The sequence below is a fragment of the Lysobacter sp. Root983 genome (assembly GCF_001429345.1).
Taxonomy (GTDB): domain Bacteria; phylum Pseudomonadota; class Gammaproteobacteria; order Xanthomonadales; family Xanthomonadaceae; genus Lysobacter.
In genome coordinates this window covers 809188-831125 of sequence record NZ_LMJO01000012.1, presented here as the reverse complement: position 1 = coordinate 831125, position 21938 = coordinate 809188, and the positions used below count along the sequence as shown (strand labels likewise).

Below are 21938 nucleotides of genomic sequence, written 5' to 3'. Positions count from 1 at the left end.
GCTCGGTTCAGCGCTTCTTCTTATCCGGACGCGGTTCGTCCTCGCCCAGCAACGGCAACTGCGCGTCGCCCGGGATATCGCGTTCCAGGCGATCGAGCTCCTCGCGGAAATCGGCCACGTCCTCGAACGAGCGGTAGACCGAGGCGAAGCGCACGTAGCCGACGTGGTCGAGCTTACGCAGCTCGGCCATCACGAACTCGCCGACCCGCCGCGAAGCCAGTTCGCGCTCGGCGGTCATGCGCAGCTGGTGCACGACCGCGCGCACCGCCGCTTCGATCTGCTCCTCCGACACCGGCCGCTTCTGCAGCGCACGGTCGAAGCCCACGCGCAGCTTGCGCGCGTCGAAGGCTTCGCGGCGGCCGTCGCCCTTGATGATCATCGGCAGTTTCAGCTCGATCGTCTCGAGCGTGCTGAAGCGCTCTCCGCAGGCCTCGCAGACGCGGCGGCGGCGGATGGTGGCGCCGTCGTCGGACACGCGCGAATCGATCACGCGGGTGTCCTGGTGCTGGCAGAAGGGGCAATGCAAAGGATTAGCCTTGGCTGGACAGCAGCGGGGAATCGGCCTTCGCGTCGTTCATGCGCTCAGAACCGCGGGTACCGGTATTCGACGGACTCCACGCTGGCGACGGCAACGCCGCGAGACGTGGCGGGGACGAACGTCGCCGATCTTACTGCGGCCAGGGCCGCATCGTTGAACAAGGCTCGTGCGGACGACACGCCCATTGGGCTCATGGCTTCGTTTCGGCCGGTAGCGGAGGCGATCATTTATGCCGCCGAAACCCGTACTGCGGCCCATCCGGATAAAAACGCATGCTCACGTTGCCGTAGTCCGCCACCGGCCGACCATCGCTCAAGGCCGGCGTGTAGCTCACTTTCCGCGCGAATGCCAACGCGGGCGCGTGGAAAACCGGGTCGTTGCTGCAGATCACCATCGCATCGCGGGTGCGGCCCTTGGCGTCGATAATGACCTTGACCACCACCTCGCCGACCTTGTCGCCGGCGGCGGCGGGATACACCGCCTCGGGGCGGTTGTTCGGCTCAGGCGCGCGGCTGCCTTCTTGCGTATAGGCGGCTTGCGCCTTGCCGCGATTGGCTTCCGACAACCACGGTACGCGGTTGCGCGCGTGGAAGTCCGAGATCTCGCGCCAGTTCGTTCGGTACGGCCCCGCTCCGGCGGACAGCTCGCACATCGGGATGTAGTAGGTCTCCGTCATCCCGATGCTTTCGCGCATGTCAGGCAGCGGCGGCGGCGCGGGCGCGTTGATCTCGACGATCGTCGCTTCGGCGGCTTCGGCCGGCGTCAGCGTCCTGTACTCGATCGCCGGCGGCGGCTCTGTCCCAGCCAGCGGCGCCTCGGCGGCTTGCACGCTCAGGCATGCAAGCCAGCCGACCATCGCCAGCCGGAAACCGGCCTTAGCCATACACCGGGAACTGCGCGCACTGCTTGGTCACGTTCTCGCGCACGCCGGCGATGACCTTCTCGTCGGTGGGGTGGTCGAGCACGTCGCACATCCACTCGGCCAGCGCCACGCAGTCGGCTTCCTTGTAGCCGCGGGTGGTGACGGCCGGGGTGCCGATGCGCAGGCCCGAGGTCACGAACGGCTTCTGCGGGTCGTTCGGCACGGCGTTCTTGTTGACCGTGATGTGGGCCTTGCCCAGCGCTTCCTCGGCGGCCTTGCCGGTGATGCCCTTGCCGATCATGTCGACCAGCATCAGGTGGTTCTGGGTGCCGCCGGAAACGATCTTGTAACCGCGCGCGATGATGGTCTTGGCCATCGCCTGCGCGTTCTTGACCACCTGGGCCTGGTAGTCCTTGAACTCCGGCTCCAGCGCTTCCTTGAACGCGACCGCCTTGGCCGCGATCACGTGCATCAGCGGACCGCCCTGGATGCCCGGGAACACGATGCTCTGCAGCTTCTTGACCAGGTCCTCGGAGGCGTCCTTGGCGACGATGATGCCGCCGCGCGGGCCGCGCAGGGTCTTGTGGGTGGTCGAGGTGACCACGTGCGCATGCGGGACCGGGCTGGGGTAGACGCCGGCGGCGATCAGGCCGGCGACGTGGGCCATGTCCACGAACAGGTAGGCGCCGATCTTGTCGGCGATGGCGCGGAAGCGCGCCCAGTCGACCACCTGCGAGTACGCGGAGAAGCCGGCCACGACCATCTTGGGCTTGTGCTCCAGGGCCAGACGCTCGACTTCGTCGTAATCGATCAGGCCCTGGTCGTTGACGCCGTACTGGACGGCGTTGAACAGCTTGCCGCTGGCGTTGACCTTGGCGCCGTGGGTGAGGTGGCCGCCGTGGGCCAGGCTCATGCCCAGGATGGTGTCGCCGGGGTTGAGCAGGGCGAAGTAGACGGCCTGGTTGGCCTGCGAGCCCGAGTGCGGCTGGACGTTGGCGTAGTCGGCGCCGAACAGTTCCTTGACCCGGTCGATCGCCAGTTGCTCGGCGATGTCGACGTACTCGCAGCCGCCGTAATAGCGCTTGCCCGGGTAGCCCTCGGCGTACTTGTTGGTGAGCACGCTGCCCTGCGCTTCGAGCACGCGCGGGCTGGCGTAGTTTTCCGAGGCGATCAGTTCGACGTGGTCTTCCTGGCGACGCGCCTCGGCGGCGATGGCCTGGGCGAGTTCGTCGTCGAATCCGGCAATACGGGTCTGGCTGGGGAACATTCGCGGCCTCGGAGGGTAAAACGGACGGGGGGAGAGGGGTGCGCCGCGTCAGGCCCAGGCCGGCGTTAACCTACGAGCAGGCTTGACGTAAGACTTGAAATGTTAGCCTAGGGGCGTATGGCGGCCAACCGCCATGATGGGCCCGCAGGCCCCGGAGCGCCCGAAACCGCTCCCGCACCCCCACCCCACCGCTTTGTTGGATGTCCCGACCGTGAAATGGGTCTTCGTCTTCCTGTTCCTGGCCAGCGCCGTGTACGTGCACCTGCGCGGCAAGGTACGCCACCGTCTGGGGCGGCAGCTGCTGGACCATTCGACCTTCATGGCCCCGATCAACGTGCTGATGTACGCCTGCTCGCGGGTGCCGACCAGCCCCTACATCGAGCCGGACCGGCATTTTCCCGAACTCGAGCCGCTGCGCGCGCGCTGGCGCGAAATCCGCGAGGAAGCCCTGCACCTGCGCGAGCTGCAGCACATCAAGGCCGCCGACGGCTACAACGACGTCGGCTTCAACTCGTTCTTCCGCCGCGGCTGGAAGCGCTTCTACCTGAAGTGGTACGACGAGGCCCACCCCTCGGCCGCCGAGCTGTGCCCGCGCACCACCGAGCTGCTGCGCCAGATCCCGGCGGTCAAGGCCGCGATGTTCGCCGAGCTGCCCCCGGGCGGCGAGCTGCGCCCGCACCGCGACCCCTTCGCGGGCTCGCTGCGCCTGCACCTGGGCCTGGACACGCCCAACGACGACGCCTGCTTCATCGACGTCGACGGCCAGCGCTACAGCTGGCGCGACGGCGAGTGGACCATGTTCGACGAGACCTACATCCACTGGGCCCAGAACGGCTCGCAGGCCAATCGCATCATCCTGTTCTGCGATATCGAGCGGCCGATGCGCTTCGCCTGGGCGCGCGGCCTCAACCGCTTCGTGGCCAAGCATTTCATCGCGGCGGGCGCCTCGCCGAACATGGAAGGCGACAAGACCGGCGGCATCAACCGCCTGTTCAAGTACTTCTACGCCCTGCGCCTGAAGGCCAAGGGCCTGCGCGAGCGCAACAAGCCCCTGTACTACGCCCTCAAATACGCCCTGGTGCTGGCGGCGATCGGCTTCGTGATCTGGCTCTAACCCCCGTCTTGGGATAGGAGCGGTGTAAGCCGCGACCACGCAAACCGGCCTCCCGGCGCAAGCCAGGCCCCTCGGCGCCCGCTCCGCCTGCCTCCGACGGGGCCTGCCGCCCCATCGGATCCCCCACCGCCCCGCCCCGCGCTGGAACCCCGCCCGCGCCTGCGGGATAATTACCGCTTCCCGCCTCGCCCCTCCGGCCATCCCCGGCCCGGCTCGGCGCGCCCATGCTTCGGAGTCCGCATGCAATACATCTACACCATGAACGGCGTCAGCAAGACCGTGCCGCCGAAGCGCCAGATCATCAAGGACATCTCGCTGTCGTTCTTCCCGGGCGCCAAGATCGGCCTGCTCGGTCTGAACGGCGCCGGCAAGTCGACGGTGCTGAAGATCATGGCCGGCGTCGACCAGGACTTCACCGGCGAAGCGCGTCCGGCCAACGGCATCAAGGTCGGCTATCTGGCCCAGGAGCCGCAGCTGGATCCGGCCCACACCGTGCGCCAGGCGGTGGAAGTCGGCCTGGGCGAGATCATCAACGCCCAAGCCGCGCTGGACGCGGTCTACGCCGCCTACGCCGAGGAAGGCGCGGACTTCGACAAGCTCGCCGCCGAGCAGCAGCGCCTGGAGTCGATCCTGGCCGCGGGCGACGCGCACACCCTCGAAAACCAGCTCGAAGTCGCCGCCGACGCGCTGCGCCTGCCCCCGTGGGAAGCCGTGGTCGGCAACCTGTCCGGCGGCGAGAAGCGCCGCGTCGCGCTGTGCCAGTTGCTGCTGCAGAAGCCCGACATGCTGCTGCTCGACGAACCCACCAACCACCTCGACGCCGAATCGGTCGAATGGCTGGAGCAGTTCCTGGCCCGCTACACCGGCACCGTGGTGGCCGTCACCCACGATCGCTACTTCCTCGACAACGCCGCCGAGTGGATCCTGGAACTCGACCGCGGCCGCGGCATTCCGTGGAAGGGCAACTACACCGACTGGCTGGTGCAGAAGGACGAGCGCCTGAAGCAGGAAGAGAACCAGGAAAAGTCGCGCCAGAAGGCGATCCAGAAGGAACTCGAGTGGGCCCGCAGCAACGCCAAGGGCGGCCGCAGCAAGGGTAAGGCGCGCCTGGCGCGCATCGATGAGCTGCAGTCGGTCGATTACCAGAAGCGCCAGGAAACCAACGAGATCTTCATTCCGCCGGGCGAGCGCCTGGGCAACAAGGTCATCGAGTTCAAGAACGTCAACAAGAAGTTCGGCGACCGCCTGCTGATCGAGGACCTGAGCTTCAGCGTGCCGCCGGGCGCGATCGTCGGCATCATCGGCCCCAACGGCGCCGGCAAGTCGACGCTGTTCAAGATGATCATCGGCAAGGAACTGCCGGACTCGGGCACCATCGAGACCGGCCCGACCGTCAAGCTGGCCTATGTCGACCAGAGCCGCGAGGCCCTGACCGGCAACCACAACGTGTTCCAGGAAGTCTCCGGCGGCCTCGACATCCTCAACATCAACGGCATCGAGATCCAGTCGCGCGCCTACATCGGCCGCTTCAACTTTAAGGGCCAGGACCAGCAGAAGATGGTCGGCTCGCTGTCGGGCGGCGAACGCGGCCGTCTGCACATGGCCAAGACCCTGCTGCAGGGCGGCAACGTGCTGCTGCTGGACGAACCGTCCAACGACCTCGACATCGAAACCCTGCGCGCGCTCGAAGACGCCCTGCTCGAATTCCCGGGCAACACCTTCGTGATCTCGCACGATCGCTGGTTCCTGGATCGCATCGCGACCCACATCCTGGCCTTCGAGGGCGACTCGCACGTCGAGTTCTTCCAGGGCAACTACCGCGAGTACGAGGAAGACAAGAAGCGTCGCATGGGCGAGGAAGGCGCCAAGCCGCATCGCTTGCGCTTCAAGGCGCTTAAGTGACGCGAGGCCTGGCCGGTCTCCTGCTCGCAGCCTGCCTGGTCTCGGCAGGCTGCGACGGCAGTTTGAAGTTGTCCGGCCAGGTCGTCGGCCCCACCGGTACGCCGATGGCGCGAGTTCCGGTGTATCTGTTCGTGTCGGATCGTGCCGATACGTACGACCCGGTGTTGTGGACCGATGCGCAAGGTCGCTTCGGACTGCAGCGCACGGACTGCACCTGCGACTTCCCCATCGAACTGATCGCCACACACCCCGATTTCGGCATAGGCCGGCACGCGACCACGCACAAGGCGCTGGGAAACGGCGATAGCGCGCCCATCGTCATCCGCCTGATGCCGCGACCGAAGCCGCCGAGTTACGGAGAGGCCGATCAGGCCTCTCCTCCTAACGGATAAGCAGGACTCGCCATGAGCCGATTCATCGCCGACTTGAAGCAACGCTGGACCCAGGCCGACTCGCTGGTCTGCGTCGGCCTCGATCCCGAACCGGCCAAGTTTCCAGCGCGCTTGGCCGCCGATCCGGACGCGGTGTTCGGGTTCTGCCGCGACATCGTCGATGCCACCGCGCAGTACGCCTGCGCGTTCAAGCCGCAGATCGCGCATTTCGCCGCGCTCGGCGCCGAGGATGCGCTGACGCGCCTGATCGCCCACATCCACACCGCGCATCCCGGCATCCCGGTGATCCTGGACAGCAAGCGCGGCGATATCGGCAGTACCGCCCAGCACTACGCGAGCGAGGCCTTCGATCGCTATGCGGCCGATGCGGTCACCGCCAATCCCTACCTCGGCCGCGATTCGGTGCAGCCGTTCCTGGATCGCGCCGACCGCGGCGTGGTCGTGCTCTGCCGCACCTCCAATCCGGGCGCGGGCGACCTGCAGGACCTCATGGTCGACGGCCGTCCGCTGTACCAGCACGTCGCCCATAAGGTCGCGCACGAATGGAACGCGCACGGCAATTGCGCGCTGGTGGTCGGCGCGACCTGGCCGGCGCAGTTGCGCGAAGTGCGCGCGATCGTCGGCGACGTACCCTTCCTGGTGCCTGGCGTGGGCGCCCAGGGCGGCGACGTCGAGGCGGTGGTGAGCAATGCCAAGACCGCCGATGGCACCGGCCTGATGGTGAGCTCCTCGCGCGCGATCCTGTACGCGTCCGCGGGTGATGACTATGCCGAGGCCGCCGCGACCGCGGCGCGCACCCTGCGCGACCAGATCAATGCCTTCAGGTGAGCAGTAACGAGTAGCTAGTAACGAGGAACCAGTAGAGGCACCATGACTCTTACTAGTCACTAATTACTCTTCATTTAGTTACTGCTCCCCATGGATCGCCACCGCCGTCGCCTGCTCGCCGCCGCTCCGTTCGGGCTCGCTGCCGGCGCCTGTCCGGCCCTGCCCGCGCTCGCCAGCGCGATCGCGCGCAAGCGCACGCGCCTGATCCTGCTCGGCACCGCCGGCGGCCCCACGCCCAAGGCCTTGCGCGCGGCGCCGGCCAGCGCGGTGGTGATCGACGACGCGGTCTACGTGGTCGACTGCGGCAACGGCGTTGCGCGGCAGCTGGCCCTGGCCGGCCTGTCGCTGGGCGCGATCGCCGACGTCTTCGTCACCCATCACCACTCCGATCACAACGCCGACTACGGCAATCTGCTGTGGCTGGCCTGGGCCGCGGACCTGCGCCATCCGGTCGACACCTGGGGGCCGCCGCCGCTCAAGCGCATGACCCGGCAGTTCCTGGCCATGAACCAGGCCGACATCCGTACCCGCATCGAAGACGAAGGCCGCGCGCCGCTGGCGCCGATGATCCGCGCCCACGAGCTCACCCGCGGCGGCGTGGTGATGCGCGACCAGCGGGTGAAGGTGACCGCGGCGCTGGTCGAGCATCCGCCGGTCGCGCCCGCGTTCGCCTATCGCTTCGACGGCCCCGACCGTTCCATCGTGTTCTCGGGCGACACCCGGCCCTCGCCGGCGCTGGTCGAACTGGCGCGCGGCGCCGACGTGCTGGTGCACGAGGTGATGTACCTGCCGGCGCTGGAGCGCCTGATCGCCAGCGAAGCGCAGGCCGCGCGCCTGCGTCAGCATCTGCTCGACAGCCACACCACCACCGAACAGGTCGGGCGCCTGGCCAGCGAGGCCGGCGTCAAAACCCTGGTGCTGAATCACTTCGTGCCGGGCGGCGACGCCTCGTTGACCGATGCGGTGTGGCGCGAAGCGGTGGCGCCGCACTTCAGCGGCGAGCTGATCGTGGGGCGGGATTTGATGGAGATTTGAGGGCAGGAGCAAATCCCCCCTAGCCCCCCTTTTTCAAAGGGGGGAACAGCAACAGCTCTTCAAAGAACGGGCCGGCAACAACTTGGCCCCGCTTTTGATCCCCCCCTTTGAAAAAGGGGGGCTAGGGGGATTTGCTTTGGCTTGGCCGTATCAGCGCAGCCAAGCACGCACGGCCGCGATGGGGAATCGCAGCCAGATCGCCGCGAACACGCCCACCCGGGTCGCGAAGCCGCGACGCTCGTATTCGAACTTGCGGAAGTAACGCCACAGCCCGCGGTGCTTGTGCCACTCCACGAACAGCGGCCGTGAGCGGCTGGACACGCCGCGCACGTGCAGCACGCGCACGCCGTTGGCCACCGCGACGGTGGCGCCGGCCTCGCGCGCGCGCCGGCACAGGTCCAGGTCTTCGGCGTGCAGGCGATAGCCCGGATCGAAACCGCCGATGCGCTCGAACAATGCGCGCGGCATCAGCATCAGGGCGCCGGACACCGCCTGCACGCGTTGCAAGGCCTGGCTGTCGTCGGGCGCGAGGTTGAGCGCAGCGCTGGGCGCGCGCCGCAGCGCGCCGGCCAGCATGCCGGCGAAGTCGGGATCGTTGCGCCGCGCCGCGCCGTCGCGCACGCCGTCGTCGTCGACCAGATCGGCGCCCAGCAGCGCCTCGCCCAACGGCGCGGCCAGCGCGCGCAGGCGCGCGAGCGCGTCGGCTTCGAGCAGGCAATCCGGATTCACGAACGCCAGCCAGCCCGTCGGCGCGGCGCCGAGATCGGCCACGCCCTGGTTACAGCCCACGCCGAAGCCGGGATTGTCGGGATTGTCGATGAAACGCACGCGCGCGTCGCCGGCCGCGTGGCGCTGGACGATCTCCAAGGTGCCGTCGCTGGAGTGGTTGTCGACCACGCGGATCGCGCTCACGCCTTGCGCGGCGCGCAGGCGGCTGAGGCAGTCGTCGATGGTCGCCGCGCTCTGGTAGCTGACCACGATCGCGGCGATGCCGTCGTCGGGCGCCGCCGCGACGCGCGCAGGGGTATCAGGTGAAGAAGTCACGTTGCGGATCCGGTGGGCCGACGCCGTCGAGCAGCGCGGCCAGTCGTTCGCGCGAACCGCGTAGCGGGTCGCTCATCAAGAATCCCGCCAGACGCGCGTGCCAGTCCGGCCAGCGCACCGCCAGGTGGTCCATGTCGCCGTCGCAGGGCCCGCCCTCGCCGCGCCGGGCGACGAAGGCGGTCTCGCACAGCGCGTTGCGCCAGCCCAGGCCGGACAGGCGCAGCGACAGATCGGTGAGCGCGGCGTACCAGGAGCCGTAGCTGGCGCCGTCGATGCCGCCTGCGCGCTTGCGCGCGCTGCCGCGCAGCAGCACGGCGTGGCCGATCGCGGCCGGCAGTTCTGGATACAGGGCCGGCATGCCGGCGGCCGCGCGCGACAGCCGTTCCAGGTCGGCGGGCACCGCCTCGATCTCGCCGATGCGCGGCCAGGACGCGGCCTCGCCGGCGTTGCTCCAGGGGGTGGCGGTGGCGATCGCGCCGTCGGTGCTCAGGCAGGCGGCGAGCCGGCTGAGCCAGCCCGGCGCGGGGATCGCGTCCGGCGCCAGCACCGCCACGTCGGCATCGCCGCAGACCGCGAGCGCCTCGCCCAGGTGGGCGGCCTCGCCGATCGGGCGCTGGCGGCGGGTGTAGTCGGCCTTGAGCGGGGTGCGCGCCATCCAGCGTTCGACGATGGCATAGCCGCGCGGACCGGCCTGGGCGTCGTCGGCCAGCCAGACCCGGGTGCCCGGCGGCGTGCACGCGTCCAGCGCGGCCAGGCAGGCGTCCAGCGCGTCGTCGTCGACGCCGACCGGGACCACGACGATGGGCAGCTCGAGCATGCGCAGACGATCCGCGATTGCTCGCGGATCCGTCAAGGCTGGATCGACCGGCTCAGGGCTTGCGGCGCTTGGGCTGCAGCGGCTCCATGGCCCGGAAGCGACGGCCGTACTCGTCGGTGAGATTGCGCACTTCCTGCGGGTTACGGACGATGGTCGGAGTCAGCAGGATGATGGTTTCCAGGCGCTCGTTGACCGAGGACTGGCGCCCGAACAGACCGCCGATCACGGGAATCCGGCTCAGCCCCGGGAAGCCCGAGGAGCCGCGACCGAGCTGATCGCTGATCAAACCCGCCATCAACACCGTGTCGCCGCTCTGGATCGCGGCCTCGGTCTTGAGCTTGCGGGTGTCGATGCGGACGTTGCCGTTGCGATCGGGATTGCCGGTCGGGCTGCTGACTTCCTGGACGATGTCCAGGAACACCATGCCATCCTTGCTCACGCGCGGACGCACCTTGAGGATGATGCCGGTGTCCAGGTACTGCACCTGGCTATAGGTGTTGTCGTTGCTGGAACCCGGATTGACCGTGACCGAGGAGATCGGGATACGGCTGCCGACGTTGAGCGTGGCCTCGGCGTTGTTGCGCACCAGCACCGACGGCGACTGCAGCAACTGCACGTCGGTGACCGCGTCGAGCGCGCTGATCACGGCCGCGGCGTTGCGGCCGAGGAAGGTCCAGCCCAGGCCGCCGGTACCGTCGACCACCGGCTTGATGCTGCCGGCCAGGGTGCTCCAGGTCGTGCGGCCGACCGCATCGGGCAGGCCGTTGTCGGTGACCGCTTTTTCGAAGAACCAGTTCACGCCGTAGGACAGATCGCCCTTGAGCTGCACGGTCGCGACCTGGGCCTCGATGTGCACCTGCATCGGCATCACGTCGAGCTTGTCGATCACGTCGCGGATCGAACGCCAGGCGCCGGGGCTGCTGCGCACCAGCAGCGAATTGGTTTCCTCGACCGCGGCCACGCCCACACGCGCGCCGTCGATTTCCAGGGTGACCGCGCCGTTGCCGCTCTGGCGCGAGCCCAGCGACATCTCGCCGCCGCCGCTGCCGCCACCGGTACCGCCGGTGCCGCCGTCCTTGCCGCCGATGTTGGCGGTGGAACCGTTGGCGCCGTCCTGCAGTTCGACCGGGTCCAGGCCCGGCATCAGCGAGGGCGAACCGCCGCCCGAATCGCCGCCGCCGCTGCGGCCGCCGCCGAACACTTCCGACAGACGCTGGGCGAGTTCCTTGGCCTTGATGTACTTGAGTTCGTAGGTGTACAGCTGCATCTCGCCGCCGGCGCCGTCGATGCGTTCCAGCCACTGCTGGATGTCGTCGAGGTAGTCGGCCTGGGTGCTGATCACCAGCACCGCGTTGGCGCCTTCCAGCGGCATGAAGCGGAACATGCCCGCGACCGGCGACTTGCTCTGCTCGCCGAACACCTTCTCCAGATCGGCCACCACCTTGGTCGCCTTGCCCGATTGCAGCGGGAACACGCCCACCGACATGCCCGACAGCCAGTCGACGTCGAAGATCTCGATGGTGTGCAGGTAGTTCTCGAGCTCGGCGCGGCTGCCGCCGACGCTGATCACGTTGCGCGCGCCGTCGACGTTGATGATCGCGTTCGGACGCGCGTAAGGCTTGAGGATCTTCTCCATCTCGGTGGCCGAGATGTAACGCAACGGCACCGTGCGCACTTCGAAGCCGCGCGCGGTCGAGGCCGGATTGGTGCTGGGCGCGACGTTGCCGGCCAGGGCCTGATCGGCGGGCACCACGTTGTAGCGGCCGCCGCTGTAGACCAGGCGCGCGTTGTTCCAGCCCAGCACCATTTCCAGCAGGTTCATCGCCGCCGCCGGGCTGACCGGCTTGGGCGTGGACAGGGTCACCGTGCCCTGCACGCCCGGCGCGATCACGTAGTTCTGGCCCAGCATGTCGCCGAGGATGGCCTTGACCACCGCATGCAGCGACTCGCCTTCGAAGTTGAAGGTGGCCGAACCGCTGGTGGCGCCGATGCCCGGAGGCGCTTCCGCCGCCGCGCTGCGATTGATGACCTGGCCGGTGCCGCGCCGGATCTGCGGGCGCGGGCCGCGCTCTTCTTCCTTCAGCGGCTGCGAGGTAACGCCCTCGCTGGACGAAGTACCGGCGGTACCGGCCTTGCCGGAGAGCGTTGCTGGATCGGCATCGCGCCTGACGTTGGGAACCGGTCCGCTGGCGCAGGCCGCCAACAGGCTGGCGATGGTGACACCGACGAGGGCGCGGGACGCGGTTGGGTTGTGACGTAGCTTCATGCGTTCACTCTCACGGCGTCTTGGCCGGGGGTTGCTGGGCTTGCTGTTGCCGCAATTGGGCGCGACGCGCCTCTATCCTTTTGCGGATGGCTTCCATCTGCGCCTGCTCGGTCATCGGTTCGCTACCGGCAGGGCTGACGACGGTGTTGCTGTTGGTAACGGGTGCGACCTGTCCAGGCGGGTTGGTCGAAGGCATCGGCCCGGCGGTGCTGCGTGCGACTGGCTGCGGCTGCGGCTGCGGTTGCGGCGGCGGCGGCGGCGCGCGCGTACCAGGCCCGGCCTGGTTAGGCGGCGGCACCGGCACGGCGACCGCGGTCGGCGGTTGACCGCCCTGGCCGTCGTACACGCGCAGGTCCATCTCGCGCCGGCCTTCGGGGCCTTCGAACACGGCCTTGCGCGGATCCAGCGCGCTCAGGCGCCAGGCCGGATGCGATTCCGGCACTTCGCCCAACTTGACCCGCACCGACTCGCTGCCGTCGGCCGGCTGCAGGATCGCCATCTTCAAATCCGGCGTGATCAGCACGCTGGTCAGCACGTAGTCGAAGGTGTTGGCCTGCGCGGTCTCGTCGCCCTTGCCCTGGACGAAGAACGCGCGCGGCCGGCGATCGTCCATCAACAGCGGACGCGCGGCGATTTCGCCGTACTGGGTGAGCGGACCGATACGCGGCTTGGCCGGCGCGCGCGACTGCGGCAGCGCCTGAACCAGGCTGGCATCGTCGTCCAACAGCCGGGTCTGGCGCCCCATGCCGGCCAGGGCCAGCAGCCAGGCCAGCACGGCCCAGCCGGCCACCGTGGCCAGCAACCAGGTACGGGGGCTGGCGGCGTCAAGACGCATCGGCGGCCCCCGGAATGTTGGCCTTGGGCGCGGGCGTCGCGGCCGCGGGGCCGGGGCGCAGATAGCCGTAGAGGTCGAAGCTCACGTCGATGCCGCCGTCGGACGAGGGCCGGCCGGTGCCGGGCACGAAATAGCCGCGCGCCGACAGCAAATTGAGATTGCCCACGAACAAACGCGGCGAACCGGTCTCCAGCGAATGCAGCACGGCCGCGGTCTCGCCGGTGCCGCAACGCAGGCGCACCTGCACGACCACGCGCGCGTATTTGTCGCGGCGACTGTTGTCGGCCAGCGGCGAGCGGTTGTCGATGCGGCAGCTGCGGTTGCCCGGGCTGGCCTGGGCGACTACGTTCTCCAGGCGCTGCACCAGGGACGCGCTGGCCAGTTCGGCCGAGGCCTCGGGCAGGAAGCCCGGCAGCCCGGCCTGTTGCTGGCGCACTTGCTGCAAACGCTGCTGCACCTGCGGCGCCTGCTGCAACTGCATGCGCTGGCGCAGCTCGCGCTCCTTCAGGTCTTCCAGGCGTTCGTTGGCTTCCAGCATCGGCACTGTCCACCACGGGTGCACCAGCACCGCGTAGGCCAGCGCGAGCGCGGCCAACAGCAGGCCCAGCGCCGCCCAGCGGTCGCGTTCGATGCCGCCGATCTTCAACTCATTGGCCACGGGCGGCCTCCGCTCGCGGCGGACCGATCTCGGCGGTCAGGGTGAAACGGTCGCGGCCGCTGGTGGGGTCGGGCTGGACCGCGCCGGTCAAGGCCGGCGAGCGCCACAGCTGGGTGCCCTGCAGGCGCGCGATCAAGGAAGAGGCTTCGCGGCTGAGGCCGATCAGCAACAGGCTGTTGTCCTCGATCGCGAGTTTTTCCAGGTAGGTGCTGTCGGGCAGGCGCTTGCTGAGTTCGTCGATCAGTTCGATCGTGCTCGGACGCTCGGCGCGGGTGCGATCGAGGAAGGCCTGGCCTTCGATCAGTCCGATCAGTTCCTGGCGCTGCGCGGCGGCGTTGCGCGCGGCGACGGCGTGGCTGGCGATGGTCTGCTCCAGGGCGTCGGCGGCGCTGCGGCGGTTGGCCAGCAGCTGCCACATGGTCGCGGCGATCGCGACCAGCGCGACCGCGGCCAGGGCCAGGTTCCACAGCCGGAACGGATCGCTGTGGCTGCGGCGCTGCGCGGGCGGCAACAGGTTCACGGCCAGCGGCATGCCGTCGGCGCCGGCGACGTCGACACCGGCCAGGCTGTCGGCGAGCGGACCGATCGCCGCCAGTTGCGTGGTCAGGGCCTGGCGCGGCACCGCCACCAGTTCGGCGTCGAGCTGGCCGTCGGCATCGCGGCGCGCGAGCACGCGCGCGTCGAACGCGACCGCGTCGGCGGTGAAGGGGGTTTGGCGGTCGATCTCGAAACCGACCACGTCGCGCAGGCGCTCGGCCGCGGCGGCCGGCAAGGCCAGGCGACGGCGCAGGCTGCTCGCGGCCGGCAGCAGCAGCCAGCGCGGCAGATCCGCCAGACCGGACGGCAGCAGCGGCGCCAGCGGATCGCTGGTGTGGGCGACCACCGCGTTCGGTCCGGCAAGCGCGGCCAGTTCGGCGGCGGCGGGGTCGGCGTAGCCCGCCAGCCCGGGCAGCACGCCCAGTTCGCGCAGTTCGGCGCCGCGTTGCAGCCGCAGCGACACGGCATCGCCCTGCACCTGCAGCAGCAAGCGGCCGCGGTCCATGCCCAGGGCCTGGCGCGCGCGCAGCGGTAGCCAGGCCGCGAGATTGCGCCCCCACCACGACAGGAAGCCGCCCGCGCCCGGCATCACGCGGCTGCCCAGACGTCGTAACGGATTGTCCGTCTGCCAGCTTCCCGGCCGGCTTTCCACTTGCGAATTCATCGTGGCGAAGCTCCCTCCTCCCAACGCAACGGTGTATAGGCCATGCCTGGCACGGCACCGCCTCCCGCGCGCACGACTACTCGCAACACCGACTCGCGGCCATCGGAGAGCCGCGCGCGGCTGTCGATACTATAGGTGCCACTGCCTTCGCCGACGAGACCGGGCAATTGCCCGGGCGCCCCCCCACCCGGCATCGGTGTGCCATCGGGGTTACGGCGGCCACGCTGGGCCACCACATCGGCACCGTTCAGCCCCATCGCATCCAGCACCGGTGCCGCAGCGAACGCGGGATCGGGCTGGGCGCGGCCACTGTAGACGGTCAGGTAAGGCTCGAGCTTGGCATACAGCGCGGGCGTAAAGCCCAGGATCTGCTCGACCTCGGCCACACTTTCGAACTCCGCGTCCTTGGCGCCGTAGGGCAGGCCCGCGGAGGCGTAGTCCGGATCCTCGGCGCCGCCGGCGATCTGGGTCAGCGGATCGGGATCGCGCCAGTCGGCGATCGCGGAGGCCAGACGCGCCGCGTCGGCCTGTTGTTCGATGCCGCCGACGCCCTGGATCAGCGCGGTCAGCAGGGCCGGATCGGCCTGATTGAGATCGACCTTGCCGTTCTCGTCGATCAGCTTCACTTCCACTTCGGCGCCGCCATACGACCAGCGATAGGCCGTGCCGTCCGGCCGCCATTGCAGACGCGGATCGGTCTGGCCGACCCGGGTCAGCGCAAATTCCATGCCTGCACGCGCTGCGTTTTGCGCGACCAAACCGCGCATCAGGACGCGGCCCTGCAGATTCTCGACCCGTGCCGACAGCGCGAACGCGCCGATCAAGGCGGTCAGCATCGCGATCAGCCACAGCACCAGCAGCAGCGCGGCGCCGCGAGCGTGACGGTGGGCGCGGATGCCGGGCGCGCTCATATCGTCCCCGGCACGACGCCGCGCGCGACGCTGGCGGCCAGCGGCAGCGATACCACCAGCGGCGGCCAGTCGCGGCCGTCGATATCGGTCAGGGTGACTTCGACCATCAGCGGCAATTGCTCCACCGCCTGCCAACGCTCCTGCCAGTCGCCGAGCTTGCCGGTCTCGTCCAGGGCGCGGTAGCGGAAGCGCGCCGACTTCAGGCCTTCGACCAAAAGTTCCGGCGGACGCTCCTGTTCCTCCTCGATGGTCTGGCCGGCCAGCACCATCGACAGCGACAGCATGATGCGCGCCTGGTCGCCGTCGGATTCGATCGCGAAATCGTGCAGGTAGGGACCGCCGCGGCCGAGGTAGTCCGGCAGGTCGGCGACGAAACGCAGGCGGTCGGGCTCGCCGATGAAGCGCTGCGGCAGGGCGCTGGCCTGGTCGAAGCCGAACGCGACCGGCCGGGTCGCGATCAGACGCTTGCGCAGGAAGCCTTCGACCGCGCGCTGGCGCTCGTTGCGCTGGGCCATGGCCTCGCCGCGCGTCGCGGTCTGGGTGGCGGCCGACAGCGTCGCGAAAGCCAGGGCCACGCCCGCGGCCAACAGCACGGTCGCGAGCAGGATCTCGATCAGGGTGAAGCCGGCGGCGGCGCGACGCGCGCGCATCATGGCAGCACCGCTTCGGTGCCCGGCAAGGCGCTGCGCAGGCTGCGCAACTGGAAGCGCTGCGCGGGCCCACCGTCGCCCCACTCCACCGCCAGGGTGATTTCGAACAACTGCGGACCGTTCACATCGAGCGGTTGCGCGACCGCGGCCACGGCGCGGTCGCGCCACGGCGCCACGCCCAGGGTCCAGCGGTAGCGGCCTTCCTCGAAATCGCCGCTTTGCTGGCCCGGCGTGAGCGGCTCGGCCACACCGACCTGGTCCAGCAGCGACTGCGCGTACAAGCTCGCGCGCCCGGCGTCGCCGGCCCAGCGCACCTGCCGCGCCGAGCCCGACAGCGTGCCCAGCAGCAGGGTCATCGCCAGCGCCAGCAGCGCGAACGCGATGATGACTTCGATCAGGGTGTAACCACGGGCCGCGCGCGGCGCGCGCCAGCCGGACCGACGCGGCGACGCGCTCATCGGCGCGCCTCCACGCGTTTGAGCCGCACTTCGCCGGTGAGCCAGGCGACATCGATGTTCCAGCCCGCGCGCTTGGCGCTGAGCTGGATGCGCCCGCCGGTGGAGGCGCCGTCGTTGAAGAACACGATCGCGCCCTGGCCTTCGGCGGGCTGGGTCTGACGCGCGCCGACGAAGGACAGTTTCAAGGACTTCGGAATCTCGCCCGCGCGCCCGTTCGCGCCGCTCCAGGTATGCGCGCCCGGATCGATGGTGAAGGTCTGCTTGCGGCCGGTGGCGATCGCCTGGGTGCGGGTGTAACGCAGTTGCGCGGCGAGTTCCTTGGCGTTGCTGCGCAGCTGCATGCCGGCGATGCCGCCGGTGAACGCGAACGCGGCCAGCAAACCGATCGCCGCGATCAGCGCGATCACCAACAGCATTTCCAATAACGTGAAACCGCGTACGAGGCGAGGCGAGGCGACAGCCGCCCGCGCCGCGGCATAGCCCCGGTGGCCCCTTACGGGAGCGCAAGGGCGTTGCCGCGACTGCCTCATGCGCGGCTTACTCGTACTTGACGTCGCCGTCGACGCTGGTGCCGCCGGGCTTGCCGTCCTTGCCCAGGATCACCACGTCGAAATCGCGGCCTTCGCCGGGCGAGCGGTACTCGATCGGGTGGCCCCAGGGATCCTTGAGGTCGGTGTCCTTGACGTAGGGGCCGAGCCAGCCGCTGGCGTCCGAGGGCGCCTTGACCAGCTCGTCCAGCGAGCCCGGCAGGCGGCCGGTGTCCATCTGGAAGGACTCGATCTTGCCGGCCAGGGTCTGCACCTGGGTCTTGGCGAGCTTGAACTTGGCGTTGTCGTTGGCGCCGAATACCTTGGTCCCGACCACCGTCATCACCGCGCCGATCAGCACGATCACGATGATGATTTCGATCAGGCTCATGCCGCGCTGCAGGGCGGCGGACGGGCGGCGCAGGGAACGGGGATTTCGCATTTCGTTCATCCGTAAGTGGTTGGGTACACAGAAGAGGCGATCCTGCCAGGGACGATCCCGCTGCCCCCGCGACTCGGTTCGACCGCCGCGTGCCGGAACGGTTCCGGAGCGGCGTGGTCCAGCTCGATTCTGTGCCGCGATCCCGACGCCGGTGCAAGCGCGCGGGAAGCGGTACAGCTTGCGTTCAAAACGGCGGAAGCGCGCCGATCCGGACCGCCGGGCGCCAGCCTGAACAGGGAACCGTGTCGCAGTTTTGTCGCCCCGCGCTCAGCCGATCGCATTGGTCAGATCGTACAGCGGCGTCAAAACGGCCAGCACCACCGTACCGACCACGCCGGCCAGGACCACGGTGATCACCGGCACCATCGCCGCCAGCATGCGGTCCAGGGCCAGGCTGGTTTCGTGCTCGAAGGTCTCGGCGGTCTTGACCAGCATGGTGTCCAGCGCGCCCGACTCCTCGCCGACCTGGATCATCTGCAGGGCCAGGCGCGGGAAGCGCTTGCCCTTGCCCAGCGCGGTCGACAGGGCGACGCCGTTCTTGACCTCTTCGGCCGCGGCCTCGACATCGGCGGCCAACACCCGGTTGTCCATCACGTTGCGGCCGATGCCCAGCGCGGTCATCAGCGGCACGCCGTTGCGCACCAGCGTGCCCAAAGTGCGCGCCAAACGTGCAGTTTCGATCTTGGCGACCAGCGCCCCGGCGAACTTGCGCTTAAGCAGCCAGCCGTCCAGCGCCTCGCGGAACACCGGGTCGCGACGCTTGCGGTCGAACCACCAGAACGCCACCGCCGGCGTGGCCACCAGCAGGAACCACCAGTCGCGCACGAACAGACCGATGCTGAGCACGATCTTGGTGAAGAACGGCAACGGCGCGTCCAGGCTCTCGTACATGACCGCGAACTGCGGCACCACGTAACCCAGCAGGAACAACAGGCTGGCGCCGACCATCACCACCAGGATCGCCGGGTAGATCAGGGCGTTGATCACGCGGCCCTGCAGCGCGCGGCTGCGCTCCAGATAGTCGGCCAGGCGCGCCAGGGTCTCGTGCATGCTGCCGCCGGCTTCGCCGGCGCGCACCATGTTGATGTACAGGCGCGAGAAGGTGCCGTGCTGGCGCTCCAGGGCCGTCGACAGCGAGGCGCCGCCGCGCACCGCGTCGCGCACGTCGGTGACGGTGCGCTTGGCCGCCTCGTCCTCGGGCAGTTCCAGCAGGATGGTCAGCGCGCGATCCAGCGGCTGGCCGGCGCCCAGCAGGGTCGCCAACTGCTGGGTGAACTGGACCAGGCGCGCGCCCGCAAACGGCTTGGGCTTGAACAGGCCCTTCCATACCGAAGCGCCGCTGGCCTCGCTGGCCAGCTTGGCCTCGACTGGGAGATGACCCTGCTCCTGCAGGCGCTGCACGACCTCGGCGTTGCTGACCGCCTCCATCTGGCCGTCCAGCATTTCGCCGCGGGCGTTGAGGGCTTTGTAGTGGTACAGGGCCATCGGCGGCTCAGTCGCAGGCCATGCGGTCGGCCGGCACCACACGCGGGTTGCCCAGCGCGAAGGCGCGAATCGGGCGCGACCACATCTCGAAACTGGAAATGCCCGGCGTGACCGCGCAGGAGCTGGTGTACTCGAAGCGCTCGCCGTCGGAGGAGATGTAGAGATCGAACTTGATCGCGACCGCCAGGTCGTGACGGATCGTCAGCATGGTCTCGCCGCCGTCGGCGCCGCCGCTGGCGGTGACGTTGGCCTGGGCCGCGTCGCTGACCACCGTGCTGCTGGCCTTGCCGTCGGCCACGTCCACCTTCAGGGTCAACGGCGGCTGGCCCTTGCCGACCGCGAAGCCGGCTGGCAGCGCGTCCTTGCTCAGCGACTTGGCGGGCGCCTTGCCCGCCGCATGCACGACGCCGGCCATGGCCAGCGCGGCCGCCAGCGCACACAGGCCCGATATCCTTACCGTTGCGTTACTCATACGCCCTGCCCCTATGGTGGTGGCGCGCGGCCGCGACGCGATCACGCGTCCTCGGTCACGCGCAGTACTTCTTCGATCGTGGTGTGCCCGGCCAGGGCCTTGACGATGCCGTCCTCGTACATGGTGCGCATGCCGGCGTCGCGCGCGATCTGCTCGATCTCGCCCATGCCCGCATGGCGCATCACCGCACGCCGCAGCTCGTCGTTCATGACCAGGAATTCCATGATCGTGGTGCGGCCGTGGTAACCGGTCGGCGCCAGCGCCGACCCGCGCGGGCGATACAGGAAGATCTCGCCCTGCGGCTGGTAACGGCGCAGATGGAACTTGTCGATCTCCTCCGGCGAGGCGGGATACTTCTCGGCGTGGGTCGGCTCCAGGCGGCGCACCAGGCGCTGGGCCAGGATGCCGTTGATGGTCGAGGTCAGCAGGTAGTCCTCTACGCCCATGTCGAGCAAGCGGGTGACGCCGCCGGCCGCGTTGTTGGTGTGCAGCGTGCTCAGCACCAGGTGGCCGGTCAGCGCGGACTGGATCGCGATGCGCGCGGTCTCCAGATCGCGCATTTCGCCGATCATGATGATGTCCGGGTCCTGGCGCACGATCGAGCGCAGCGCATGCGAGAAATCCAGGCCGATCTGCGGCTTGGCCTGGATCTGGTTGATGCCCTCGATCTGGTACTCGACCGGGTCCTCGACGGTGATGATCTTGACGTCGCTGGTGTTGAGCTTGCTCAGCGCGGTGTACAGCGTGGTGGTCTTGCCCGAGCCGGTCGGGCCGGTCACCAGCAAGATGCCGTGCGGCTGGTCCAACACCTTTTGGAACTGCGGCAGGAACTCGTCGGTGAAGCCGAGCTTGTAGAAGTCGAACACCACCGTCTCGCGGTCCAGCAGTCGCATCACCACCGACTCGCCGTGCGCGGTCGGCACCGTGCTCACGCGCAGGTCCAGCTCCTTGCCCTGCACGCGCAGCATGATGCGGCCGTCCTGCGGCAGGCGGCGCTCGGCGATGTTGAGCTTGGCCATGATCTTGATGCGGCTGATCACCGCCGCGGTCAGATTGGCCGGCGGGCTCTCGCCCTCGGCCAGCACGCCGTCGACGCGGTAGCGCACTTTCAGGCGGTTCTCGAACGGCTCGATATGGATGTCCGACGCGCGCAGCTCGACCGCGCGCTGGATCACCAGGTTCACCAGCCGGATCACCGGCGCCTCGGAAGCGAGGTCGCGCAGGTGCTCGACGTCGTCCAGATCGCCCGAGCCCTCGCCCTCGGCGGTCTCCACGATCGCGCCCATCGCGCTGCGGCCCTGGCCGTGCCAGCGCTCGATCACGTCGCCGATCTCCGAGCGCAGCGCCACGTAAGGCCGGATGTCGCGCTGGGTCGCCAGGCGCAGCGCGTCCAGCGTGTAGACATCCTGCGGGTCGGCCATCAGCACCTCAACGGCCTGCTCGGTCTCGCGGACCGGGCAAACCGCGAACTGCTTCATGAATTTGAGTGTCAGGGCGACGCCTTCCGGAGGTAATTCCGGTGCGTCCTTGATGCTGACCAGGGGCAGGTCCAGCACCGCGGCCACGGTTTCGGCGTGGTCGCGCTCGGACACCAGGCCCAGCCGGGCCAGCAGCGCCAGCAAGCTGCCGCCGGTTTCCTCCTGCAGCCGGCGCGCGCGCGCCAGGTCCGGCTCCTTGAGCCGGCCCTTGGCCAGCAGGGCCTCGACGATGGCCGCGTCCACGGCGGCCTGCGGGCCTCCGGCCCCGGCCTCGGCGGCGGACAGCCCGGGTTCCGGAGCCACGGGCGATCCCATATTGGTGGCTACTGCGTTCACGTCACCCTCCTGCGCGTGAACGTTGGACTTTAGCAGTTTCAAAAGAAATGGCGACGCAGGGGCCGGGGAGGCCGGAACCGCAGCCACGACGGCCAGCAGCCTCCATCCGGTCAAAGATCGAGCATCCACAATGGATACAGACCTCAGGACACCCAACCATCTCGCTACACTTCGTAAACAGACCCTCACCTCCTTGGGGGTCAGGGGGTCACCCCTTTCTTTCGAAGGGAAAGCCGACGCCACCGTCGATTGAAAAACTCATCCTCTTTGTTACGTCGAACTTCAAGTTTGCGACAGGAACAACCCCAACAGAATACAGATTCTTTCCTGCGGCCAGAGCCGCAAACGAGGCTAGCGCCGCGTCTGAGCCCCGCTCCAAGGAATGAACCGCATATTCACTTGAATACTCGTCACGAGCCT

Annotated in this window: 21 protein-coding genes and 1 pseudogene; 5 read left to right on the top strand and 17 right to left on the bottom strand. The window is 68.8% G+C overall.

From position 1 onward, the window contains the following. Positions 1 to 7: 7 nt before the first annotated feature. From nrdR to glyA, 3 genes are all read right to left on the bottom strand, one after another. Entirely contained in the window at positions 8 to 526 is a 519-nt protein-coding gene (gene nrdR / locus ASE43_RS11120) for a transcriptional regulator NrdR (RefSeq protein WP_056179102.1), read from the bottom strand. A gap of 235 nt (positions 527 to 761) precedes the next feature. After that, complete coding sequence (locus ASE43_RS11110) at positions 762 to 1421, bottom strand: TonB family protein (protein WP_057160484.1); 660 nt, start codon at positions 1419 to 1421, stop codon at positions 762 to 764. Beyond that, on the bottom strand, positions 1414 to 2667 hold the full coding sequence (gene glyA / locus ASE43_RS11105; RefSeq protein WP_056179097.1) for a serine hydroxymethyltransferase: 1254 nt from the start codon (positions 2665 to 2667) through the stop codon (positions 1414 to 1416). The genes ASE43_RS11110 and glyA overlap by 8 nt, the downstream gene beginning before the upstream one ends. Positions 2668 to 2878: 211 nt before the next feature. Between glyA and lpxO the strand changes: the two genes are divergently transcribed. From lpxO to ASE43_RS11080, 5 genes are all read left to right on the top strand, one after another. Beyond that, the gene (gene lpxO, locus ASE43_RS11100) at positions 2879 to 3781 is read left to right on the top strand and encodes a lipid A hydroxylase LpxO (protein WP_056179953.1); all 903 of its coding nucleotides are present in this window, start codon (positions 2879 to 2881) and stop codon (positions 3779 to 3781) included. A 240-nt stretch (positions 3782 to 4021) separates the two neighbouring features. After that, positions 4022 to 5683 (top strand): energy-dependent translational throttle protein EttA, encoded by a 1662-nt coding sequence (gene ettA, locus ASE43_RS11095; RefSeq protein ID WP_056179093.1) that lies wholly within the window; start codon positions 4022 to 4024, stop codon positions 5681 to 5683. Continuing rightward, the gene (locus ASE43_RS11090) at positions 5680 to 6075 is read left to right on the top strand and encodes a hypothetical protein (RefSeq protein WP_056179090.1); all 396 of its coding nucleotides are present in this window, start codon (positions 5680 to 5682) and stop codon (positions 6073 to 6075) included. Before ettA ends, ASE43_RS11090 begins: the two co-directional genes overlap by 4 nt. Positions 6076 to 6087: 12 nt before the next feature. Then, a complete protein-coding gene (pyrF, locus tag ASE43_RS11085; protein WP_057160483.1) occupies positions 6088 to 6903 on the top strand; it encodes an orotidine-5'-phosphate decarboxylase in 816 nt (271 codons plus the stop codon). Positions 6904 to 6993: 90 nt separating this feature from the next. Next, positions 6994 to 7938, top strand: coding sequence for an MBL fold metallo-hydrolase (locus tag ASE43_RS11080; protein WP_056179086.1), 945 nt, complete (start codon positions 6994 to 6996; stop codon positions 7936 to 7938). 150 nt (positions 7939 to 8088) lie between these two features. Here the strand turns inward: ASE43_RS11080 and ASE43_RS11075 are convergent, their stop codons facing one another. The 14 genes and pseudogenes from ASE43_RS11075 to gspE form a co-directional block, all read right to left on the bottom strand. Beyond that, the gene (locus tag ASE43_RS11075; RefSeq protein ID WP_057160662.1) at positions 8089 to 8928 is read right to left on the bottom strand and encodes a glycosyltransferase family 2 protein; all 840 of its coding nucleotides are present in this window, start codon (positions 8926 to 8928) and stop codon (positions 8089 to 8091) included. A gap of 37 nt (positions 8929 to 8965) precedes the next feature. Continuing rightward, complete coding sequence (locus ASE43_RS11070; RefSeq protein WP_057160482.1) at positions 8966 to 9799, bottom strand: glycosyltransferase family 2 protein; 834 nt, start codon at positions 9797 to 9799, stop codon at positions 8966 to 8968. 52 nt (positions 9800 to 9851) lie between these two features. Next, entirely contained in the window at positions 9852 to 12065 is a 2214-nt protein-coding gene (gspD, locus tag ASE43_RS11065; RefSeq protein WP_057160481.1) for a type II secretion system secretin GspD, read from the bottom strand. Positions 12066 to 12075: 10 nt separating this feature from the next. Further along, a complete protein-coding gene (locus tag ASE43_RS11060) occupies positions 12076 to 12900 on the bottom strand; it encodes a hypothetical protein (RefSeq protein ID WP_056179074.1) in 825 nt (274 codons plus the stop codon). Next, on the bottom strand, positions 12890 to 13558 hold the full coding sequence (gene gspM / locus ASE43_RS11055; RefSeq protein ID WP_235568699.1) for a type II secretion system protein GspM: 669 nt from the start codon (positions 13556 to 13558) through the stop codon (positions 12890 to 12892). The genes ASE43_RS11060 and gspM overlap by 11 nt, the downstream gene beginning before the upstream one ends. After that, positions 13548 to 14684: a PilN domain-containing protein gene (locus ASE43_RS11050; protein WP_057160479.1), complete on the bottom strand. Its 1137-nt coding sequence runs from the start codon at positions 14682 to 14684 to the stop codon at positions 13548 to 13550. Before ASE43_RS11050 ends, gspM begins: the two co-directional genes overlap by 11 nt. Positions 14685 to 14755: 71 nt before the next feature. Continuing rightward, the gene (locus ASE43_RS11045) at positions 14756 to 15670 is read right to left on the bottom strand and encodes a type II secretion system protein GspK (RefSeq protein WP_056179067.1); all 915 of its coding nucleotides are present in this window, start codon (positions 15668 to 15670) and stop codon (positions 14756 to 14758) included. Beyond that, positions 15667 to 16323 (bottom strand): prepilin-type N-terminal cleavage/methylation domain-containing protein, encoded by a 657-nt coding sequence (locus tag ASE43_RS11040; protein WP_057160478.1) that lies wholly within the window; start codon positions 16321 to 16323, stop codon positions 15667 to 15669. The genes ASE43_RS11045 and ASE43_RS11040 overlap by 4 nt, the downstream gene beginning before the upstream one ends. Continuing rightward, positions 16320 to 16778, bottom strand: a complete 459-nt coding sequence (locus ASE43_RS11035; RefSeq protein WP_057160477.1) for a prepilin-type N-terminal cleavage/methylation domain-containing protein — start codon at positions 16776 to 16778, stop codon at positions 16320 to 16322. Before ASE43_RS11035 ends, ASE43_RS11040 begins: the two co-directional genes overlap by 4 nt. After that, positions 16775 to 17215: pseudogene (locus ASE43_RS11030) on the bottom strand (GspH/FimT family pseudopilin); the annotation flags it as partial. The gene ASE43_RS11035 and the pseudogene ASE43_RS11030, both read right to left, overlap by 4 nt. A 100-nt stretch (positions 17216 to 17315) precedes the next feature. After that, positions 17316 to 17747: a type II secretion system major pseudopilin GspG gene (gene gspG / locus ASE43_RS11025; protein ID WP_056179943.1), complete on the bottom strand. Its 432-nt coding sequence runs from the start codon at positions 17745 to 17747 to the stop codon at positions 17316 to 17318. Between the two features lie 267 nt (positions 17748 to 18014). Then, entirely contained in the window at positions 18015 to 19232 is a 1218-nt protein-coding gene (locus tag ASE43_RS11020; RefSeq protein ID WP_056179055.1) for a type II secretion system F family protein, read from the bottom strand. A 7-nt stretch (positions 19233 to 19239) separates the two neighbouring features. After that, positions 19240 to 19704 carry a hypothetical protein gene (locus ASE43_RS11015; RefSeq protein ID WP_157489405.1) on the bottom strand — a complete coding sequence of 155 codons (465 nt, stop codon included), beginning with the start codon at positions 19702 to 19704 and terminating at the stop codon, positions 19240 to 19242. 41 nt (positions 19705 to 19745) lie between these two features. Then, a complete protein-coding gene (gene gspE, locus ASE43_RS11010) occupies positions 19746 to 21497 on the bottom strand; it encodes a type II secretion system ATPase GspE (protein ID WP_082607228.1) in 1752 nt (583 codons plus the stop codon). Positions 21498 to 21938 lie beyond the last annotated feature (441 nt).

Excerpts from the sequence above, each read along its gene's own strand:
- ASE43_RS11110 (WP_057160484.1), bottom strand. The coding sequence starts at position 1,421 with ATGGCTAAGGCCGGTTTCCGGCTGGCGATGGTCGGCTGGCTTGCATGC.
- glyA (WP_056179097.1), bottom strand. The coding sequence starts at position 2,667 with ATGTTCCCCAGCCAGACCCGTATTGCCGGATTCGACGACGAACTCGCC.
- ettA (WP_056179093.1), top strand. The coding sequence starts at position 4,022 with ATGCAATACATCTACACCATGAACGGCGTCAGCAAGACCGTGCCGCCG.
- pyrF (WP_057160483.1), top strand. The coding sequence starts at position 6,088 with ATGAGCCGATTCATCGCCGACTTGAAGCAACGCTGGACCCAGGCCGAC.
- ASE43_RS11080 (WP_056179086.1), top strand. The coding sequence starts at position 6,994 with ATGGATCGCCACCGCCGTCGCCTGCTCGCCGCCGCTCCGTTCGGGCTC.
- ASE43_RS11070 (WP_057160482.1), bottom strand. The coding sequence starts at position 9,799 with ATGCTCGAGCTGCCCATCGTCGTGGTCCCGGTCGGCGTCGACGACGAC.
- gspD (WP_057160481.1), bottom strand. The coding sequence starts at position 12,065 with ATGAAGCTACGTCACAACCCAACCGCGTCCCGCGCCCTCGTCGGTGTC.
- ASE43_RS11060 (WP_056179074.1), bottom strand. The coding sequence starts at position 12,900 with ATGCGTCTTGACGCCGCCAGCCCCCGTACCTGGTTGCTGGCCACGGTG.
- ASE43_RS11050 (WP_057160479.1), bottom strand. The coding sequence starts at position 14,684 with ATGCCGGGCGCGGGCGGCTTCCTGTCGTGGTGGGGGCGCAATCTCGCG.
- ASE43_RS11045 (WP_056179067.1), bottom strand. The coding sequence starts at position 15,670 with ATGAGCGCGCCCGGCATCCGCGCCCACCGTCACGCTCGCGGCGCCGCG.
- ASE43_RS11040 (WP_057160478.1), bottom strand. The coding sequence starts at position 16,323 with ATGATGCGCGCGCGTCGCGCCGCCGCCGGCTTCACCCTGATCGAGATC.
- ASE43_RS11035 (WP_057160477.1), bottom strand. The coding sequence starts at position 16,778 with ATGAGCGCGTCGCCGCGTCGGTCCGGCTGGCGCGCGCCGCGCGCGGCC.
- gspG (WP_056179943.1), bottom strand. The coding sequence starts at position 17,747 with ATGCGAAATCCCCGTTCCCTGCGCCGCCCGTCCGCCGCCCTGCAGCGC.
- ASE43_RS11020 (WP_056179055.1), bottom strand. The coding sequence starts at position 19,232 with ATGGCCCTGTACCACTACAAAGCCCTCAACGCCCGCGGCGAAATGCTG.
- ASE43_RS11015 (WP_157489405.1), bottom strand. The coding sequence starts at position 19,704 with ATGAGTAACGCAACGGTAAGGATATCGGGCCTGTGTGCGCTGGCGGCC.
- gspE (WP_082607228.1), bottom strand. The coding sequence starts at position 21,497 with ATGGGATCGCCCGTGGCTCCGGAACCCGGGCTGTCCGCCGCCGAGGCC.